The organism is Dyella ginsengisoli LA-4, from assembly GCF_000334915.1.
Taxonomy (GTDB): Bacteria; Pseudomonadota; Gammaproteobacteria; order Xanthomonadales; family Rhodanobacteraceae; genus Dyella_A; species Dyella_A ginsengisoli_A.
On the sequence record NZ_AMSF01000058.1, the window covers coordinates 19,431 to 34,664 of the forward strand.

Here is a 15,234-nt window from a genome sequence, read left to right on the forward strand (position 1 = left end):
CTCCCGTCAGGCCAACGTATCCAGCGCCAGCGGTTCGATGCCCCGCGCACGGTCGATCTTCTCGGCCACGCGGAAGGCGGCGTCCAGCTCGCTGATGCCGTGCTGCTGCATCAACTGGAAGCGTTCGGCCTTCTCTTCGGGCTCGGTCATCGCCATCGCCAGGTAGAGGCTGGGCGGCACGGCGCGGAACAGCACTTCCATCGACTTGGACAGGATGACGCCCTCGCTGAACTTGCCGGCCTCCTTGCGGGCCGAGAGCATCAGCGCCTTCTGCGAAGCGTTGAGTTCGCGGAAGCGCGCGATCTTCTCGACTTCATCGGGCGGCATCGACAGGCAGATCCACCACTCGATCATGTTGAGCATGGGCTCGGCCGCTTTCGGCAGGTCGTCCAGGTTCTGCGTGGCGAGCCAGAACCAGGCGCCGAGCTTGCGCCACATCTTGGTGATCTTGACCACGTAGGGCGCGAGCAGCGGGTTCTTCGTGATGATGTGGCCTTCGTCCGTCACGTTGATGATCGGGCGGCCCAGGAACTGGTCGCGCTCGGCGATGTTGTTGACGGTGTTGATGAGCGAGATGTAGGCAATCGAGAGTTGGGCGTTGTAGCCCTCGCGCGCGAAGGTGGCGAGATCCACGATGGTGATGTCCGCCTCGGGCCACGGCGTGCCGGACCGGTCGAACATCTCGCCGTCCACGCCTTGGCAGAACATGTCCATGGCGTCGGCCATCTCCAGCAGCCGTGCGCGCCGCATCTCAGGCAGCGTGGCGTCGCGGGCGCGCTCGCGCAGCGCCTCGCGCACGTCGCGGGTCAGTACCGTGCGCTTCTCCGCTACGCAGCGCTGGGCCGCATCGAGGATGCACTGGCGGATCAGGCTGCGGTCGGCGCGCGTCATGCGCGCTTCTTCCTTGTCCTCGCCGCCGGTGATCATCAGCCGTGCAGTGATCTCCAGTTCGCCGAGCACGTCACGCTGCTCATCGCCTTCCACGGCCATGCCGGCATCGGTCTGGTCTTCGTCGAGCGCATCAGCGTCCAGCGTCTGTACCTGGCTCGGCGTATCGACCAGGCGCCAGGCGTCGGCGAACGGAGCCAGACTGACGCCCGCGCCGGGCGCGAGCTTCACCCGATGCACGGTGAGACCCAGCCGTGCGGCGAAGTCGCCGAACAGGCCGAAGCTGTTGCCCGCCTCGACGATGAACAGGCGCGGCCGATAGATCGCCGTCACCTGATTCAGGATGTTGTTGAGCGTCGCGCTCTTGCCCGAACCCGTGGGGCCGAACAGGAACAGATGCGCGTTCATCTGCCGGTCGAGGCGGTTCAACGGATCGAAGGTGATCGGCCCGCCGCCGCGGTTGAAGAACGTGATGCCCGGATGCCCCGTGCCCTGGCTGCGGCCCCAGACCGGCGCCAGGTTCGCCGCATGTTGCGCGAACATGAGCTGGGTGTACCACTGGCGCTTGTCGGCAGCCGGATCGAACACGCACGGCAGCCAGCGCAGATAGCTGTTCAGCGGCGCCACCTCGTCTTCCTCGCGCACCGGCTGCAGGCCGGCGTTGAGCATCACGTTGACGAGCTGCAGGCCGCGCGCATCGAGCTGGGCCAGGTCGCGGCCGCGCAGGTAGAACGCCAGCGCGCCGCGGTAGAGCTTGTGCGCACTGCCGATCAGGCCGCGCGCCTGCTGCACGTCCTGCCGGGTCTGCTCCGAGGCCAGGGTCTCGCCGACGGCCTTCCTGGCGAGGTGGTTGAGGTGTGCCTCCAGCACGTCCTGGGGCGTGGCGACCAGCGTCAGGCACATCACCGTGTCCTCGGGCATCTGGTCGAACAGCGCGTTCATGGCGTCGCCGCCCTTGCGCGTCTCGCCCGTCAGATGGCCCGTCACGGGTGGCGTGCGCAGGCGATCCATCACGATCACCCGATGCGGCATGCCGTCGAAGAACCACAGGCCGTTCGGCACGTCCGAGCGTGGCTGGCCGAAGAACAGGCGCTGCGCGAAGTCGGTGCCGCTGGCGAGTTCGATCTCGCCCTCCTCCCGCTCTTCCGGGTAGCGGGTCAGCGCGTAGAAGCGTTCCCGATCTTCGGCAGTGGCGCCGAGCAGGGTCGGATTCGGGTTGAACCAGCGCAGCAGCCAGGCGTGGATGTCCGCCGCGCCGAGACGTCGGGCTTTCACGCCGGCATTCGCCAGCCCGCCGACGAGGCGGTCGCAGATCGTGGTCAGCGCCTGCTCGGGCGACTGGCCGCGCCGCGAGGCCGGGGCTGCGGACGTGCGGCGGTAGACCACCATGCGCACGCGCCGGACCTGGCCGCGCCACGGCAGGCGCGTCACCGTGGTGTCCTCGAACAGGCCACCCGGCTTGGCGATGGCCCGCAGGTGATGGGCGAAGAAGCGCAGGTAGAAGTCGCTGAACGCGCTGCCCTGCGCACGCGGCTGCAGATAGTTCGCCAGGGAGCGCAGATAGTTGTCCCAGTCGGCTTCGTCCTGGGCGTAGAGCTGCACCACCCAGGGGTTGTCGTCCAACTCGTCGAAGGAGTCCTGCAGGGCGTTCTCCAGCGCATCGCGCGCCTGCCATAGCCAGGCCATCTCGCGGCCCTCGGTGCCGACCGGCGCCAGCTCGAAGAAGGCCGCCACCGACTGGCCGTCTTCCAGCAACATGCACTTGCTGCCGGGCAGGTACTCGACCCAGGGCAGCAAGTCCGCGAACGACGGCGCGACGCCGTAGAGCGCATCGTGGTCGGCCTGGGTGGCCGGTCTGCGCCGGCACCGGCCGAGCGCGCTGCCCGGCTTGGCGACACCCTGTGCCGCCAGCGCCGTTACGTGCCGTTCCCAGGCATCATCGGCCGCATCCACGGCGTCAGCAGGCGATGCGCCGGGCTTGCGTGACCACGGCAGCGACCAGGCCATCAGTAGTCCTCCACGCGCTCGCCCGGCATCGCGTACTGCACGCGCTGGTAGAGCGGGAACACCGTGCTGTAGCCGGGCACCGGCACCGGGTCGGTGCCCGCCAGGTGCGGGAACACGTACATCACCAGGTCGGGGTTCGGCAGACGGTGGAACTGGCGGTGAATCTCGTTCTGCGCGGTACGGGTGTAGCGCGCCTGCACGCCGGGCGCCGCCTGCACATCGGCCTCGGTCAGCGGCCGGCGCAGGCCCTGGCGCGCATCGAGCAGTTGCCGCGCGGCCTGGCCGCCGCCCGCGCTGCCGCCGGTCTCCTGATGCCAGATGTCGAGCATGGTGCTGTCGCCGTGCGGCAGCAGCTTCTCCTTGCTGGTAGCGCAGCCGCCGAGCAGGGTGGCCGCCAGCAGCACGGCGGCCGCGTCAATCCAGATCCGAGGCATGGGCTTCTCCGGTGCGGTGGTGAACCCGACGCCCCTTGGCGTCGTAGTCGATGTCGAGCGGCTGCTCCAGATGCACGGCCACCTTGGCGCCGGGCTGCACGTAGACCGCCGCGAAGGCCTGGCCGTAGAGCTTGTTGACCCAATCGGCCATGTCGCGCACGCCGCCCGCGAGGATGCGGCCCATCGCTTCGTTGCCGCTGATGCCGACGGTGCCCAGCGAGCCGTTGCTGTTGGCGACCACGGCCACGCTGCCGTTGTCGGACTTGATGAGCGAGGCCGCGCCGGCGCCGGCTGCGGTGATGAGCGCCTGGCTGCCCAGGTACTGCTGGGCGTTGCTGCGTCGCTCGCCGCTGACGCACGGAATGCCGTAGGGGTCGCTGATCCAGCCCAGGCCGCCCTGGATGCTGGCGCCGTTGTGCCCCGAGTTGCCGCTGTTGCTGCCGCCCTTGCTGCTGTCCTCCGGCACCGTGCGGATGGTGCCGTCCTGGAACACGAACGTGACCGAGCGGATTTGCCCGCGCACGCACGAGAGCGTCCAGTCGCCCGAGGCCGTGCCGCTGACCACGGCGCCGGCCACGTCGGGGATGTCGATGCCGTTGGCCGTGAGGTTGTCCAGGCCGATCAACACCTTGAACGGGTACGGGTCGTTGACCGTTCCGTCGATCGGCACGCGCCCGATCAGCGCCGTCATGGCAATCGACCCCATGAGCGTCGAGTTCGATGGCACGGTGTAGACCGCCTTCGTGGATGCGCCCACCGCGCGGCTGCCGACGTCGGCGACGGATTCCACTGCGGCCGACAGGCCTTTCTGGGCCGGCCCGAAGCTCAGGGGAAAGCTCGGCTCCTTGCTGGCGTTCTTGGCGTCGACCTTGGCATCGTCGGGCTCGACCCACTGCGTGCCACCGACGCCGCGGTTGAAGCGCTGGCCGTCACCCTCTTCGAGCCCCAGCCCGACGGGCAGATCGGACCGGCCACCCTTGCCGGAAAGGCCGTCCAGTTGCCGCTGCAGATCCTGCAGCAGCCCCTGGGTCTGCTGCCTGTCGCTGGCCACCTGATTGCGCTCCTGCTCCAGGCGGCTGCGTTCGCCTTCCAGCGCGCTCTGGATGCGTTGGTCGATCGCGCTTTCCCGCGCGCGCAGGCGCTCGTTCTCGGCCTTGTGCTGCTTGTTGTCGCCGAGCGCGCTCTGTAGCTCGGTGCGCAACTGCTTCACCTGGGCCACCAGCGTGGCAACGGTATCGCGCGGCGTGTCGCCTGCGATGCCCAGGGCTTTCATCTCCTCGGACGTGAGCGTGCTGGCCGCGCCCTTGGAGGCGGGCTGGCCGCCGGGCGCGCCGGAGAACAGCTTGATGCCGACGAACACCAGCAGCAGCGCCATCGGGATCAGCAGCCACTTGAGCAGCGGATTACTTTTCATCGCGCGCGCCTCCGGTCGAGCCGGCCGCGGCGGCCGGCGGCAGGTTCACGGTGGCATCGATCGGGCTCAGCGCCGGCAGCAGCGACTCGGCCAGGCCGTGGCCGCGCGTGACCAGGTAGAGCACCGTGGTGTCGGACGGGGTGCCGGCCGGCCCCAGTTTCGGATGCTGGAAGGTCGCCGCCACGAAGTTCCCCTGCAGGGCGCGCGGGTCGAGGTCGAGCCAGCGCGCGGCGGTATTGGTGAGTCGCACGGCCGTCACCCACTGGTCTTCCAGCCGCCACGCGGCCAGCGCCCGCGCGTGCACCGGCAGCGTCGGCAGCAAGGTGTCCAGCGCGAGGCCGCGGCGCAGGTTCACGCGCCCGATGCCGGCGACCGGCTCGACGGTGCGCAGCGGCGCGTACAGGTTCTGTGCGGCATGGCGCGTCAGCACGACCGGTACCGGCGTTTCGCGCCGGGGAACGGATTTGTCTGCCGGCGCAATGGCCTGCTCGTCCGCGCCGCCTGCTGCACCGCAGCCGTAGCGCTTCGCGGGGGCTTCCGCTTCCACGATGCGCACCGGCTCCAGCGGCGCCTGGCCGTCCTTCGCCGGCTCGGCGGCGATGTCGAGCAGGATCAGCGCGCCGGATTCCACGTCCTGCAGTTGCAGCCGCGTGGACGGAATCGGCTCGCTCGCCCGCAGGTAGATCGCGCCACCCGCACTCTGCACGCGCAGGTGGTCGCCGACGCTGGCCGGCACGCCGACGCGCACATTGCGGTCGATGAAGACCACGCGCTCGTGGCCGACCACCAGCGGCACCGGCAGGGGCAGCCGCTCCCAGCGCAGGATTTCCACGGCCTGGCTGGCCGGCACGAAACCGAGGATCAGCAGGACGCCGGCCAGGGCCGACCAGTTAACGGGCTTCATGGGGAGTCTCCCTGCAGATGGCCGGAGGCATTGGCGGGCACGCCGGCCTCGGTCGGCGTCGGCGACGGTTCGATGCGCTGGGGTGCGCTGGCGTAGCAGTCCAGCGCCAGGCCGAAGGGGTTGTGCTCGGGGTCGATGTCCAGCCGGACGACCTTGATGGGGTAGCGCACCAGGGCGCGCTTGACCTGCTCGGAGCCGTAGTATTCGTCCGCGCTCACGTCGAGCGTGACGATCCAATCGCGGTCGGAGAGCACCTTGACGCGCGTGGCCGGATCATCGCCGTAGCCGCGGCCGGGAATCTCGTAGATGCCGCGCACGCGCTGACGCAGCTCGCCACTGGCGCGCCGGTACTCGTAGTCCTGTTGCAGGAAGGCCCGGCAGCTCGGCGTGAAGTAGGCCGACAGCGCGCGCAGGTTGCGCGGGTAGTCTTCTTCGCCGTTCGTGGGCCAGCGCTGCACCTGCTGCCAGATGTAGAACGAGAAGGCATACACGCTCTCGGGCGGCACGTCCCACCACTTGCGCGTGCTGCCCGAGCGCAAGTCCGGCGGCACATGGATGGTCAGACTCTTCGGCGCACTCCACCAACCGAAGCCGAGCAGCAGCGCCACCACGAACAACGCGCCGGCCCCCAGACGCAGCGTCTTCACGTGCGCCTGCAAGTGCGCAACCTCGTTCTTGAAACGGCTCATGGCGCACCTCGATCGGCATTGCGCCGGGTAGTCCAAAAGCCCGAGCGGGTGATGAGGCGCTGCCCGCCCAGGAGTGCCGCCAGCGCCGGGTGCCGCAGGGCCAGCCGCCACTGGAGCTGCCGGTACAGCCAGGTGTCGGGCCGGCCGCGCTTCTGTGCGCGCAGGAAACCGCCGCCGACGAAGACGCCCAGCGCGATGCCGACGACGATCAGCGTGGGCACCATGGCGATGCTGTGCGTGAGCCAGGCCAGCGGCAGGCCGAGCACGAATCCGGCTGCGGCCGACAGACCGGCGCAGATCCACAACTCGTCGGCGGTCAGCCCGCGCACGACCACCGGCTGGCGGTTCAGCCGGTGCGGCAGGAAGGTCACCAGGGTGTCGCGCGGGGTCTCCGAAGGGACGGCCATCGCTTGCCGCCCTCACAGCACGCCGGTGGCCTTGGTGAGCAGCCAGATGCCGACCACCAGCAGGATTGCGCCCACGGCGACCGTCAGGCCGAACTGGCCCCAGGTGGCGCGGCCGGTGTGGATCTCCGAGTAGCGTGTGTAGGCGTGATAGCAGACACCGACGAACATCGAGGCGACCACGAGCAGCGCGATCAGCAGCACGATGTCGTAGCCGTAATTCTGCAAGGTCTGCAGGATGCCGCTGCCCTGGCCGCGCGATGGGTCTTCCATGGTCGGCAGGCCCTGCGCGAAGGCCGACAGCGGCAGGCCCGCGAACGCCAGCGGTAGCAGCAGCAGTGCGACGATGCGGGACGGAATGCGATGGGATGTCGATGGCAGGTTCATGGCGTATGGCCTTTCGTGACGTTCAGGAGAGGAGGAAGAAGGTCAGCACCAGGTACATCGCCACGAAGCGCACGACGACGGCGAGGAACTGACGTTCAGTGATGCGGTGCTCGGCCCAGCCGACGTAGGCGGTGCGCATGGCCCACACGCCCCACAGCAGCAACACGGCGAACACGAAAGCGAGCACCACGGCAGAGACGGCCGAAGGCGCAAAGCCGCCGTTGGCCTGGAAGGCGGCGACCTGATCGGCAGAGGGCGTCATGGCGACGGCTCCTCGTCGTGGGCGCGGTCGCGGCGGACGTAATCGCCGGCCATCGGGACGGGATCGCGCGGCTGGGCGCGCTGGGGCACGAGGTAGTCCTGCAGGCCGGCGCGAACGCGCTTCAGGTCGGCGCGCAGCCGGGCGTAGTCGAAGTGGTAGCGGGCGCGTTCCTGCGGAGCGGTATTGGCGGCGTGCTCGGCGAGGCGGTCGATCAGATTGAGCTGGCGGGCGAGCGCGGCGATCTGCTCACGCTCCGGAGTGCCCTCGGCAATGGCGGGTTGCAGGGCCGAGAGCGACACGGCCAGCAGCACGGCCAGCGAAGGCCAGGCGGATGCGCGGCGGTTGGTCTGTCCCATCGTGCCATTCCCAAGTGAAGCGAATGGCCTTGATGCTGTGTCCCTTGCTCGGCTCGCGCCGCAATCAAACGGAACCGGTGGTCAACCGTATTTCAGAAGTGTTGCTTGATCTGCTAGCCAACGCTCTATCTACTGTCACGTAGCAGGGCAAGCAATCCCTCCTTACCCGCTTCGACCATCAAACTATTTCCTTGCTCAGTCGCTAGCCCACAACCGCTCGTCATCCTGGGTCGCCGCCCAGAAGTCATCGAACAGCGCCAGCTTCGCCTCGTCCTTGGAGGCATAGGTCTTTGCACTGAAACGGCTGTCGATCCGATATCCCCATCGCTTTGTCTTCGTCGGATGCACGCCGAGGTTATGGCCGTCGACATTCAGAAAGCTGTTGCCCTTGGCGGAGACCCGCCACTTGCGCTGTAGCCATCGAGTGCGTCGGACGGCGCGGTTGCGCAGCTTGGCCTCACGCCGCTTCGGCCCCTCGTAGTCGCCGCTCATCTTCTCGGCGCAGACGCACCCGACTTCGAAAGTCTCGTCCAGATCCGGGTGCTCCATGATGTGGACGTAGCGGATCTTCTCGTTGCCGCACATCTGGCAGGTCGCGTAATCGGTTTCGTCTGCCGGCTCGCCGTCGGCCCGCAGATCGACGACATCCACGCAGTGCCATCCCTTGTGGGGCACGCCCGGCTGGTCCCATCGATTTCCATTCACGACTGACCTCCCGATCCTGGGTCATCGAATACTGGCCTGTATGGCATTCCACGCCACATCCCAGCGTATCCGCTCCTGTTCGAGGCGGACTTGTTGACCCCAGGCATTTCCCTTGATCGACTGATAGAGCTTTTGTTCGGTACTTTTGAGTAGTGGGAGTTCTGTGGAAGAGTGCTGGTCTTTCTCTTCGACCCATAAATCACGATGACTCATCAGCGTTGACTCATCCATAAGCACAGTCTTCAGGCTAGGGATGTATGTTCTGGCTCGATTAAGAATGGAAAAGCCATGCGTATCAATGTCACCCCAGTAGATACATTGCGCCTGTTGTAGCCATGGAAGCTGTCCTAAAACGTCAACCGCGTAACCCAATCGCATGATCACAACCGCCCCTGGCAGGTCATCAAAGGAAAGTCCGGTTTGAAGGTTCTCAACAACGAAGACATTCTTTGGTCGTATGCCAATGCTTGCCACCTCCTCACAAGGAGCAGAGATATCGCCAAGACCGCCCAAACGGGCTCTCAGCTCTGGGTCTAGAACGCGCATGCGCATTAACTGCGGCTGTGCCCTCAAACCGCAGCGTCTAAAAAAGTCGCGCTCTCCTGTCGGGTCACCCTGGAGCGTCGCAACCAAGTCAGAGATGAGGCCCTTTCTAGAATCCAGCCACTTGCTGTCGGCCCCGGCAACCGGAATTTGTCGTGGGTAGAGATTCGATTTCGGATTGAGACTGATCCAATCCAGCATCTCTGCCAGCCGACTAAAATCGGCATCGCCGTAGTCAGCGAGGACATCAAAATATCTCGGCAACTGCTGCGCCAGTACCGGCCAGCGAGCAGTGAGCGTCTGATAGCGAGACTGGGCACGCACCCACCGTGCGGATTCCCCAATCCACAGGGCAACATCTTCAGGGCCTCGTAACGCCAGTTTCTCAGGCAGTCGCTGGACGCCAAGCGCTTTCCACCGGCGCTCACACCAGGACAGGGTGCCGACTCCTTGCCAGCCTTGCCATGCACTCACCCAAGCGCGAACGCCGTCGACTTGCCTTAGCGCAGCCTGTTCCGTCGGTATGCCGAGCGGAACTTCCAGCGGCCATTGGCTCTCGCCAGCATCACCGATCAACCACTCGCGGTGTTTGCTCTGAAAGCGACGGGCAAGAAACTGCCAAACATCTTCAGGAAGCTTCAACGCTAGCCTCCTCTCGAGCGTGCTCCGGCAGCTTCAACCGCTGGCGGTCACCGTCGTACTCGATCAACAGGACGCCTGACACCCGCCGGTCGCTGATATCTACGAAGCAGGCGCCACCGATGAATGGTTCGAGGGTCATGACGGACTTCAGCGGCGTAGCGACCACCATTTGAAATCCGAAATTGGTAAAGATGTTCATCGCCAAAGCGGTGAACTCGTTGTCGGCCTTGTCGAAGGCTTCATCAAGCACGACGGGCGCATACATCGGCACGCCGTGGTCGTTCCCTCCCAGCTGATACCGCAGGGCTGCGGCCAAGCACGTGGTGGCCAGCTTCTGCCGTTGACCGCCTGATTTGCCAGCACCGCTGCGGTAAATTTCGACCTCCACGCCGCTTTCATCAATCTCCCGTCCGATAAACTCAACATGCTGTCGAACGTCGAGCACAGTCTCGCGCCAGCGTTTCTGCTCGGGGTCCTGACTGGCGAGTCGATCAACAAGTCGCCGCAGGGCCAGGAACCGCGCCTCGGCAAACTCGCGATCCTCCGTCCACGCATGGCTAAGTGCCTGCTGGATCTCCTGCTTGAACTCCTTGACGTCGACAAGCTGCCGGTCACTGGCGTCGATGTGGAGATAGGTACGTTGATTGGCGCTTTGGTTGAACGGCACCTGGCCAAGACTGTCGTTGACCAGATCCATCCGCTCTAGGATGGCTTTGCGCGCATCGTTCAGGTAGGTGGACAGTGCCGCCAGATTCTGGTGGCTTTGGTTCTGCAGCAGTTCGAAGAATCGCTGCTCATAGGCGGGCAGGCCATCCGTTTCCAGTCGAACCAACTTGGCGAAAAAGTCCGCTGCGCTGGCGAGGCTCGTGTCCATGTCCACAGCATCCATTGGCCACTGCCGTTTGAAATCGGCAAAGCGTGCTTCAATTTCCTTCTCGCAATCGCCGATCTCATCTTTGATCTCACCGATTTCTGTGTTGAGCCCTCTCTCAACAGCGGTTGCTACCTTGTCGAGGCTTTCGAGCCTGATCGCGTCTGACTGCTTGGTGAATCGTTCGTCGAGCCCCTTGATCTGGTGGGGAGTCAATGGAACTCTGGAAGCATCTTGAAGGAGCGATTCAAGCTTCTGCGTGCTGTCGTTGATCTGCTTGAGAACTGAGTCATGCGCGACCTTGGCTTCTCGGAGGTCCTTGTCTGCTTGATCAACCAAGTTCTTTTGCTTGTCGATCCGCTCACTGATTTGCAGTAGGGCTGTATTGCCCTCCCGCGCTTCGCGAATCTGTTGTTCGATGGTGGAAATGCGGTCAAGCAACGGTACTACATCAATTTCCTGCCACTGGAGATTCACCAAGGTTTGGCACTGCATCGCTCGGGTCGCACGATTCTTGTCTTGGTCGGCGAGGGTTTCGATTTCTCCCCTGAGGCGCGTAATCGTCGCAGCCAGCTCCTGGGCCTGTGCTTGAAAGAGCCCAAGCTTCTCGCGGTTATCGAACCCGAGCACCCAGTTTCGTCGGTCGCCGACACTTCTCCGGTCGTCCTTCTCGTGCCGGGTTTTGCTGTGCTTGACCTGGCCCTCACGGGTGATGGCTCGATCAGCGCTCCTGAACGACTGAATGGAGTCGACGCACGCGTAATCGAATCGTTGCCGTAGCTCGGCCTGCAGCCAATCGGCATACGTACCCTCCTTGACGTTCAGCTTCAGGACGAGCGAGTTAGCGCCGATGGGCTTCGCCTGCCAGGTCTCCGAGCGGCCAGTTCGGTAGTACACCAGACGCTGCCCAAGATGGGTGTTGTTGATGTAATTGGCCAGCGCCGAATACTGGCGTTCGTCCACCAAGAGTGAGAGCGCAAATCCGTGCAGTACGCGCTCGATGGCACCTTGCCACTCGGCCTCGTCAGACTTCACCTCAATGAGTTCGCCGACGAAGGGCAGAGCCGATTCTGATATCCCAATAGCTGCGGCGATGTCTCGGCGCATTTCGAGCATATCGGCAGGAATGCTCGATGGCTGGCGCTGGAGTGCCTGCACCTCCTTCACCGCTTGCGAAAATGCCGTCTCAGCGTCTTTCTTTTGACCTGCCAAGCGGAACTGTTCTTCGCGGTTCTCGTTGCTGCGCTGCTCCCAGTTTTCGACTTCCTGCCGCGCGTTGCCCAACAGTTCAGCGAAGGCCTGAGGCGAATCCGGGAGGCTCCAGCCAAGCTTCTTGCACGCATCTTCAGCCTGGCCGCGTTTGCGCAGGCGATCCGTGCGCTGGCCCTCCAGACCAGATTTCTCTGCTTCCCATTGCTCGATCTGATCACCGCCTGCTTCACGGTGCTGTCGCTCCAGATTGCGCAAGGTTGTGGTGTGGTTATCCAGGATGCTCTGACGTCGACTTACTTCACCTTCCGAGCCGCTGGCTTGCACCTCCAGGGACTCGACATGCTGCTTGAGGAGTTCAATGCGGCGGGTTTCGCGGTAGCCATCAACGCCCAGCCGAAGCTCATCCAGCCCATTGCGTTGCAGCATCAACGAATCTCTGCGCTGATACTGCTCCCGCGCTGGCGCGAGCGTTTGAACCTGCTCGCGAGCTGTCACTACCGCCTGGTGGGCAGCATTGAGTTCACCAAATTCGCTGACCAAGCGATCCGCCACCTCGAAGGTCTCGGGCTTGTCGAGCATGAAGTCGCGCAGGAAGGTATTGAGGTCGCCGAGATTCTTGGCCGACTGGGTTTTGTGCAGCAAACGCAACGCCATTTCGCTCTCGATACCGAGCAGGCGGCAGAATCGTTCGCAATAGGGACGAAACTCGTCGCGAGCGAACGCCTCGGGGAAAGACTGCTTGAGCTTTCGGATGTCGAAGTTGGATTGACCGAAGTCCTCCAGCTCGCGCAGGTCAAAGGCCCGCTCCAGGACAAGGTAGTGGCGTTTGACGTCGGTGCTTCCATTCGCATTGCCGCGAAGCCAGAACGCCTGAACCAGCACCACAGACTGGCCCAATGCGTTCTGGTAGGTCAGTGCCAGGGCAGACCACGTTGTCCCCGAGCGCAAGTAGCGGGTGGCGATCTCACCCGACTCTCCATCCTTCTGTTCGGCCCATGCCCCACGTACGTAGGTGACGAGGTTTCGGTCACGGCCACTGCGGTCAGCCTCCCGCGCGGCAGCGTTGAAGTCAATCCAGCGAGGTGGCACCAGCAACGCCGAAAAAGCGTCGAGAAGCGTCGATTTCCCAGCCCCTGATCGACCGACAAACAGAAAGCCTCGTTCGCTGATCGGTATGTCATGCAGGTCAGAAAAAGTGCCCCAGTTGTAAACCTGCAGGCGAGTCATCCGGAATTGCTCCCGGGCGAACAAGGACGCGGTTTGGGGTTCCGAGATCATTGGTCGGCCTCCTCATCGGACTCGGTCTGAGCCAGTTGCGCTGGCGTCTCACCGGCGGCCATGCGCTGATACAAGTGGGTCAGGGCTTGTATTTCTTCTGCAGAGAAGAGGAGCTTCAGCGTTGGCGAAATCTCGAAACGATCTTCACTCGAGCGAATTTTCTGGAGGATGCTGTGCTTCTTGATCTTCTCGATGGATGCATGAACACGTTTCACGAACCCTGCGCGGTCGGTGTTGGAGGCACGCTCATAGAGGGTAAGAAACTCCATGATCTCGTCAGTCGACACCACGGCACGATCGCCCTGCGAGTCCGCTTGGGTCAATCGCTGGCGAAGGTGAAGCAGCAGAATGGAGTCAATGAAGGTCAGCTGCGCGCGACGCAGCAGGAGTGGCACTTCAAGGTCGCCGGTATCAGCCTGACGGGTGAAGGCAACTTGTACGTCCCGGTCGATGACCAGTTCGAGAAACAGTTCGGCAAGGCGCCGACGTATCACCGCTTCGTCTCGCACCAATATCGGCCAGAGCTTTGGATGTCGACGTCCGTCGAGCGAAGGTCCCGCAAGTAGCTGCACCAGGGCGCGCCGGGTATCCAGCGCCAACTCGCCGCTGTCACCCATGAAAAGGGTGTTAGCAGATGCCTGCGAAGCATCTGGCGCTTGTGCTTCGGCTGGCATTGCCGCTTCGTCGTTCTCAGACCAGTTCATTGGCCCGCTCCCTCAAAAAGAAGATCTTTGGAATTCGGGCGCTACGACGCTCGTCGTCGCCTCCAACCCAGCCTACGGTTTCGCTATGGTCGGCTTTGAAACCATGCCGACTGCCCAATGCAAGCAGGCCGACGACGCTGCCCAAACCCTGTGCAGCGGGGAACTGCTCCAGCACGTCAGCGATGGATGCCTGGGACCGTTGCTCCAGGACCGCCAGCACGTTGGCCTTCAATGTTCGGAAGTCGATCTCGGACTGGGCGACCAGTTCGCTGACGGACTCCAGGTCGATTGGCGGGGCATCCCCTTCCGCCATTTGGCCGGGCAAAGCTTGTAGGGAGGGGTCGTACAGCACCCATTGAGACAAGGAGCGCAAACGGCTGCTCGTGAGCTCAAGCGTGTACTGGAGGGTTTCTGTGGCCCTGACTTCGTCCTTCAGGGCGAGTGCTGCTCGCTGAGCGTCTTTCAGAAGGTGATTGAGTCGGCGTTGCTCGAGGTATTCACGACTCTGGACGAAGTGCTTCAGGCTGCGCGCGAAGGTCTGGAGCACCTCGTGAACCATGCCGCCCTGCTCGAGAAGGGTCCGCGTCAGCCGAAGAAGGAATCGTCGCTCCTTGGCTTCGAGCTGCCCCACGAACTCCCGCGACATGACGCTATCAAGGGCCTGATCAAGCGTAGCGGCCTGTTCTGGGTCCGTAAGCAATCGCCAGAAAGCGGAGAAAGTCCTTCCGGCGTCGCTCTCTGAAATCAGGTCGATTCCGGCGAACAGTGAATCCAGCACATCCCCCCGATTGCCATCGTTGTCCATGATGCGTTCACGGAGATCTCGATTGAGCTGGTCGAACTGATCGCGGACGCGTCGGAAATCACCTGCAAGATCATCAGCCAACGTGATGATCTCCCGCGTGCGCTCCAGCGCCGTTGCGTGGGGCAGCACGCGCATCTGCCCCTTCTGGATGGCGTCTATCTCCTTATCGATGCGGGCTTGCTCGGCCATGAGCCGGTCTATGCGACGGAATTTGTCGGTGTCGGTGTCCTCGGCAAGCCGGGCTAGTGCCTCGATAACAAGCGTCAGGCGGCTTTCGGTTGCGGCTGAGTGCGGCTGCTCCAGGCCAGAGACAAATCGAATGGCTTCGACGGCGGCCGTGGAGAGTTCATATTCCTCCTCTGAAGCCCCAGCCGGGAAGCGTCGCTCCAGGTACCCATCGGCAAGCCAGCTGGCGACGTACGCTTGTGCCGTTTGGGGGAAGTCTTCGCCTTGGGCGCGTAGCTCTTCCAGATCTCTTGCGATTCGTTCGTGAAAAATGGAGGCAGGAAGACTTCGCTCACTCTCGTAAAGATGGGCCTGAAGCAGGCCAATGACGGTAGGTCCAGTGTTCGAGGCAAGCAGGCGCCACAGCGGCTGCGCCCGCATGCGCCGGTACGTCGCGATGGCTTTGTCTGCTTTCACTCCTGTGCTCCAAGTGCGCGTCTCGTCCGCCTTGTGGTTATCACAACACGACGCATACACGCATCAAAAACAACTGATAGACAGATT

Annotated in this window: 14 protein-coding genes; all 14 read right to left on the reverse strand. The window is 63.9% G+C overall.

Going from position 1 to position 15,234, the window contains the following annotated elements:
• Positions 1 to 6: 6 nt before the first annotated feature.
• Complete coding sequence (locus C693_RS0113965) at positions 7 to 2,895, reverse strand: conjugative transfer ATPase (protein WP_017462904.1); 2,889 nt, start codon at positions 2,893 to 2,895, stop codon at positions 7 to 9.
• Positions 2,895 to 3,329: a TIGR03751 family conjugal transfer lipoprotein gene (locus tag C693_RS0113970; protein ID WP_017462905.1), complete on the reverse strand. Its 435-nt coding sequence runs from the start codon at positions 3,327 to 3,329 to the stop codon at positions 2,895 to 2,897. Before C693_RS0113970 ends, C693_RS0113965 begins: the two co-directional genes overlap by 1 nt.
• Entirely contained in the window at positions 3,310 to 4,743 is a 1,434-nt protein-coding gene (locus tag C693_RS0113975; protein WP_017462906.1) for a TIGR03752 family integrating conjugative element protein, read from the reverse strand. The genes C693_RS0113970 and C693_RS0113975 overlap by 20 nt, the downstream gene beginning before the upstream one ends.
• Positions 4,733 to 5,647: a TIGR03749 family integrating conjugative element protein gene (locus C693_RS0113980; RefSeq protein WP_017462907.1), complete on the reverse strand. Its 915-nt coding sequence runs from the start codon at positions 5,645 to 5,647 to the stop codon at positions 4,733 to 4,735. Before C693_RS0113980 ends, C693_RS0113975 begins: the two co-directional genes overlap by 11 nt.
• On the reverse strand, positions 5,644 to 6,336 hold the full coding sequence (locus C693_RS0113985; RefSeq protein WP_004254909.1) for a PFL_4703 family integrating conjugative element protein: 693 nt from the start codon (positions 6,334 to 6,336) through the stop codon (positions 5,644 to 5,646). Before C693_RS0113985 ends, C693_RS0113980 begins: the two co-directional genes overlap by 4 nt.
• The gene (locus C693_RS0113990) at positions 6,333 to 6,743 is read right to left on the reverse strand and encodes a TIGR03750 family conjugal transfer protein (RefSeq protein WP_009397206.1); all 411 of its coding nucleotides are present in this window, start codon (positions 6,741 to 6,743) and stop codon (positions 6,333 to 6,335) included. The genes C693_RS0113985 and C693_RS0113990 overlap by 4 nt, the downstream gene beginning before the upstream one ends.
• A gap of 12 nt (positions 6,744 to 6,755) precedes the next feature.
• Entirely contained in the window at positions 6,756 to 7,127 is a 372-nt protein-coding gene (locus C693_RS0113995) for a TIGR03745 family integrating conjugative element membrane protein (RefSeq protein WP_009397207.1), read from the reverse strand.
• A gap of 22 nt (positions 7,128 to 7,149) precedes the next feature.
• A complete protein-coding gene (locus C693_RS0114000; protein WP_003140997.1) occupies positions 7,150 to 7,389 on the reverse strand; it encodes a TIGR03758 family integrating conjugative element protein in 240 nt (79 codons plus the stop codon).
• The gene (locus tag C693_RS0114005) at positions 7,386 to 7,745 is read right to left on the reverse strand and encodes an RAQPRD family integrative conjugative element protein (protein WP_017462908.1); all 360 of its coding nucleotides are present in this window, start codon (positions 7,743 to 7,745) and stop codon (positions 7,386 to 7,388) included. The genes C693_RS0114000 and C693_RS0114005 overlap by 4 nt, the downstream gene beginning before the upstream one ends.
• Positions 7,746 to 7,940: 195 nt before the next feature.
• A complete protein-coding gene (locus tag C693_RS0114010; protein WP_017462909.1) occupies positions 7,941 to 8,396 on the reverse strand; it encodes a hypothetical protein in 456 nt (151 codons plus the stop codon).
• Positions 8,397 to 8,471: 75 nt separating this feature from the next.
• Positions 8,472 to 9,635: a Wadjet anti-phage system protein JetD domain-containing protein gene (locus C693_RS23080; RefSeq protein ID WP_083868317.1), complete on the reverse strand. Its 1,164-nt coding sequence runs from the start codon at positions 9,633 to 9,635 to the stop codon at positions 8,472 to 8,474.
• Positions 9,622 to 12,996 carry an SbcC/MukB-like Walker B domain-containing protein gene (locus tag C693_RS0114015; RefSeq protein ID WP_017462910.1) on the reverse strand — a complete coding sequence of 1,125 codons (3,375 nt, stop codon included), beginning with the start codon at positions 12,994 to 12,996 and terminating at the stop codon, positions 9,622 to 9,624. The genes C693_RS23080 and C693_RS0114015 overlap by 14 nt, the downstream gene beginning before the upstream one ends.
• The gene (locus C693_RS0114020) at positions 12,993 to 13,700 is read right to left on the reverse strand and encodes a DUF4194 domain-containing protein (RefSeq protein ID WP_023094200.1); all 708 of its coding nucleotides are present in this window, start codon (positions 13,698 to 13,700) and stop codon (positions 12,993 to 12,995) included. Before C693_RS0114020 ends, C693_RS0114015 begins: the two co-directional genes overlap by 4 nt.
• Positions 13,687 to 15,147, reverse strand: coding sequence for a DUF3375 domain-containing protein (locus C693_RS0114025; RefSeq protein WP_017462912.1), 1,461 nt, complete (start codon positions 15,145 to 15,147; stop codon positions 13,687 to 13,689). Before C693_RS0114025 ends, C693_RS0114020 begins: the two co-directional genes overlap by 14 nt.
• Between the last annotated feature and the right edge of the window lie 87 nt (positions 15,148 to 15,234).

What these genes read in the sequence shown, in the direction of transcription:
- C693_RS0113980 (WP_017462907.1), bottom strand. Translation starts at nt 5,647, where the DNA reads ATGAAGCCCGTTAACTGGTCGGCCCTGGCCGGCGTCCTGCTGATCCTC.
- C693_RS0113990 (WP_009397206.1), bottom strand. Translation starts at nt 6,743, where the DNA reads ATGGCCGTCCCTTCGGAGACCCCGCGCGACACCCTGGTGACCTTCCTG.
- C693_RS0114000 (WP_003140997.1), bottom strand. Translation starts at nt 7,389, where the DNA reads ATGACGCCCTCTGCCGATCAGGTCGCCGCCTTCCAGGCCAACGGCGGC.
- C693_RS0113995 (WP_009397207.1), bottom strand. Translation starts at nt 7,127, where the DNA reads ATGAACCTGCCATCGACATCCCATCGCATTCCGTCCCGCATCGTCGCA.
- C693_RS0113965 (WP_017462904.1), bottom strand. Translation starts at nt 2,895, where the DNA reads ATGGCCTGGTCGCTGCCGTGGTCACGCAAGCCCGGCGCATCGCCTGCT.
- C693_RS0114005 (WP_017462908.1), bottom strand. Translation starts at nt 7,745, where the DNA reads ATGGGACAGACCAACCGCCGCGCATCCGCCTGGCCTTCGCTGGCCGTG.
- C693_RS0114020 (WP_023094200.1), bottom strand. Translation starts at nt 13,700, where the DNA reads ATGAACTGGTCTGAGAACGACGAAGCGGCAATGCCAGCCGAAGCACAA.
- C693_RS0114015 (WP_017462910.1), bottom strand. Translation starts at nt 12,996, where the DNA reads ATGATCTCGGAACCCCAAACCGCGTCCTTGTTCGCCCGGGAGCAATTC.
- C693_RS0113975 (WP_017462906.1), bottom strand. Translation starts at nt 4,743, where the DNA reads ATGAAAAGTAATCCGCTGCTCAAGTGGCTGCTGATCCCGATGGCGCTG.
- C693_RS0113985 (WP_004254909.1), bottom strand. Translation starts at nt 6,336, where the DNA reads ATGAGCCGTTTCAAGAACGAGGTTGCGCACTTGCAGGCGCACGTGAAG.
- C693_RS0113970 (WP_017462905.1), bottom strand. Translation starts at nt 3,329, where the DNA reads ATGCCTCGGATCTGGATTGACGCGGCCGCCGTGCTGCTGGCGGCCACC.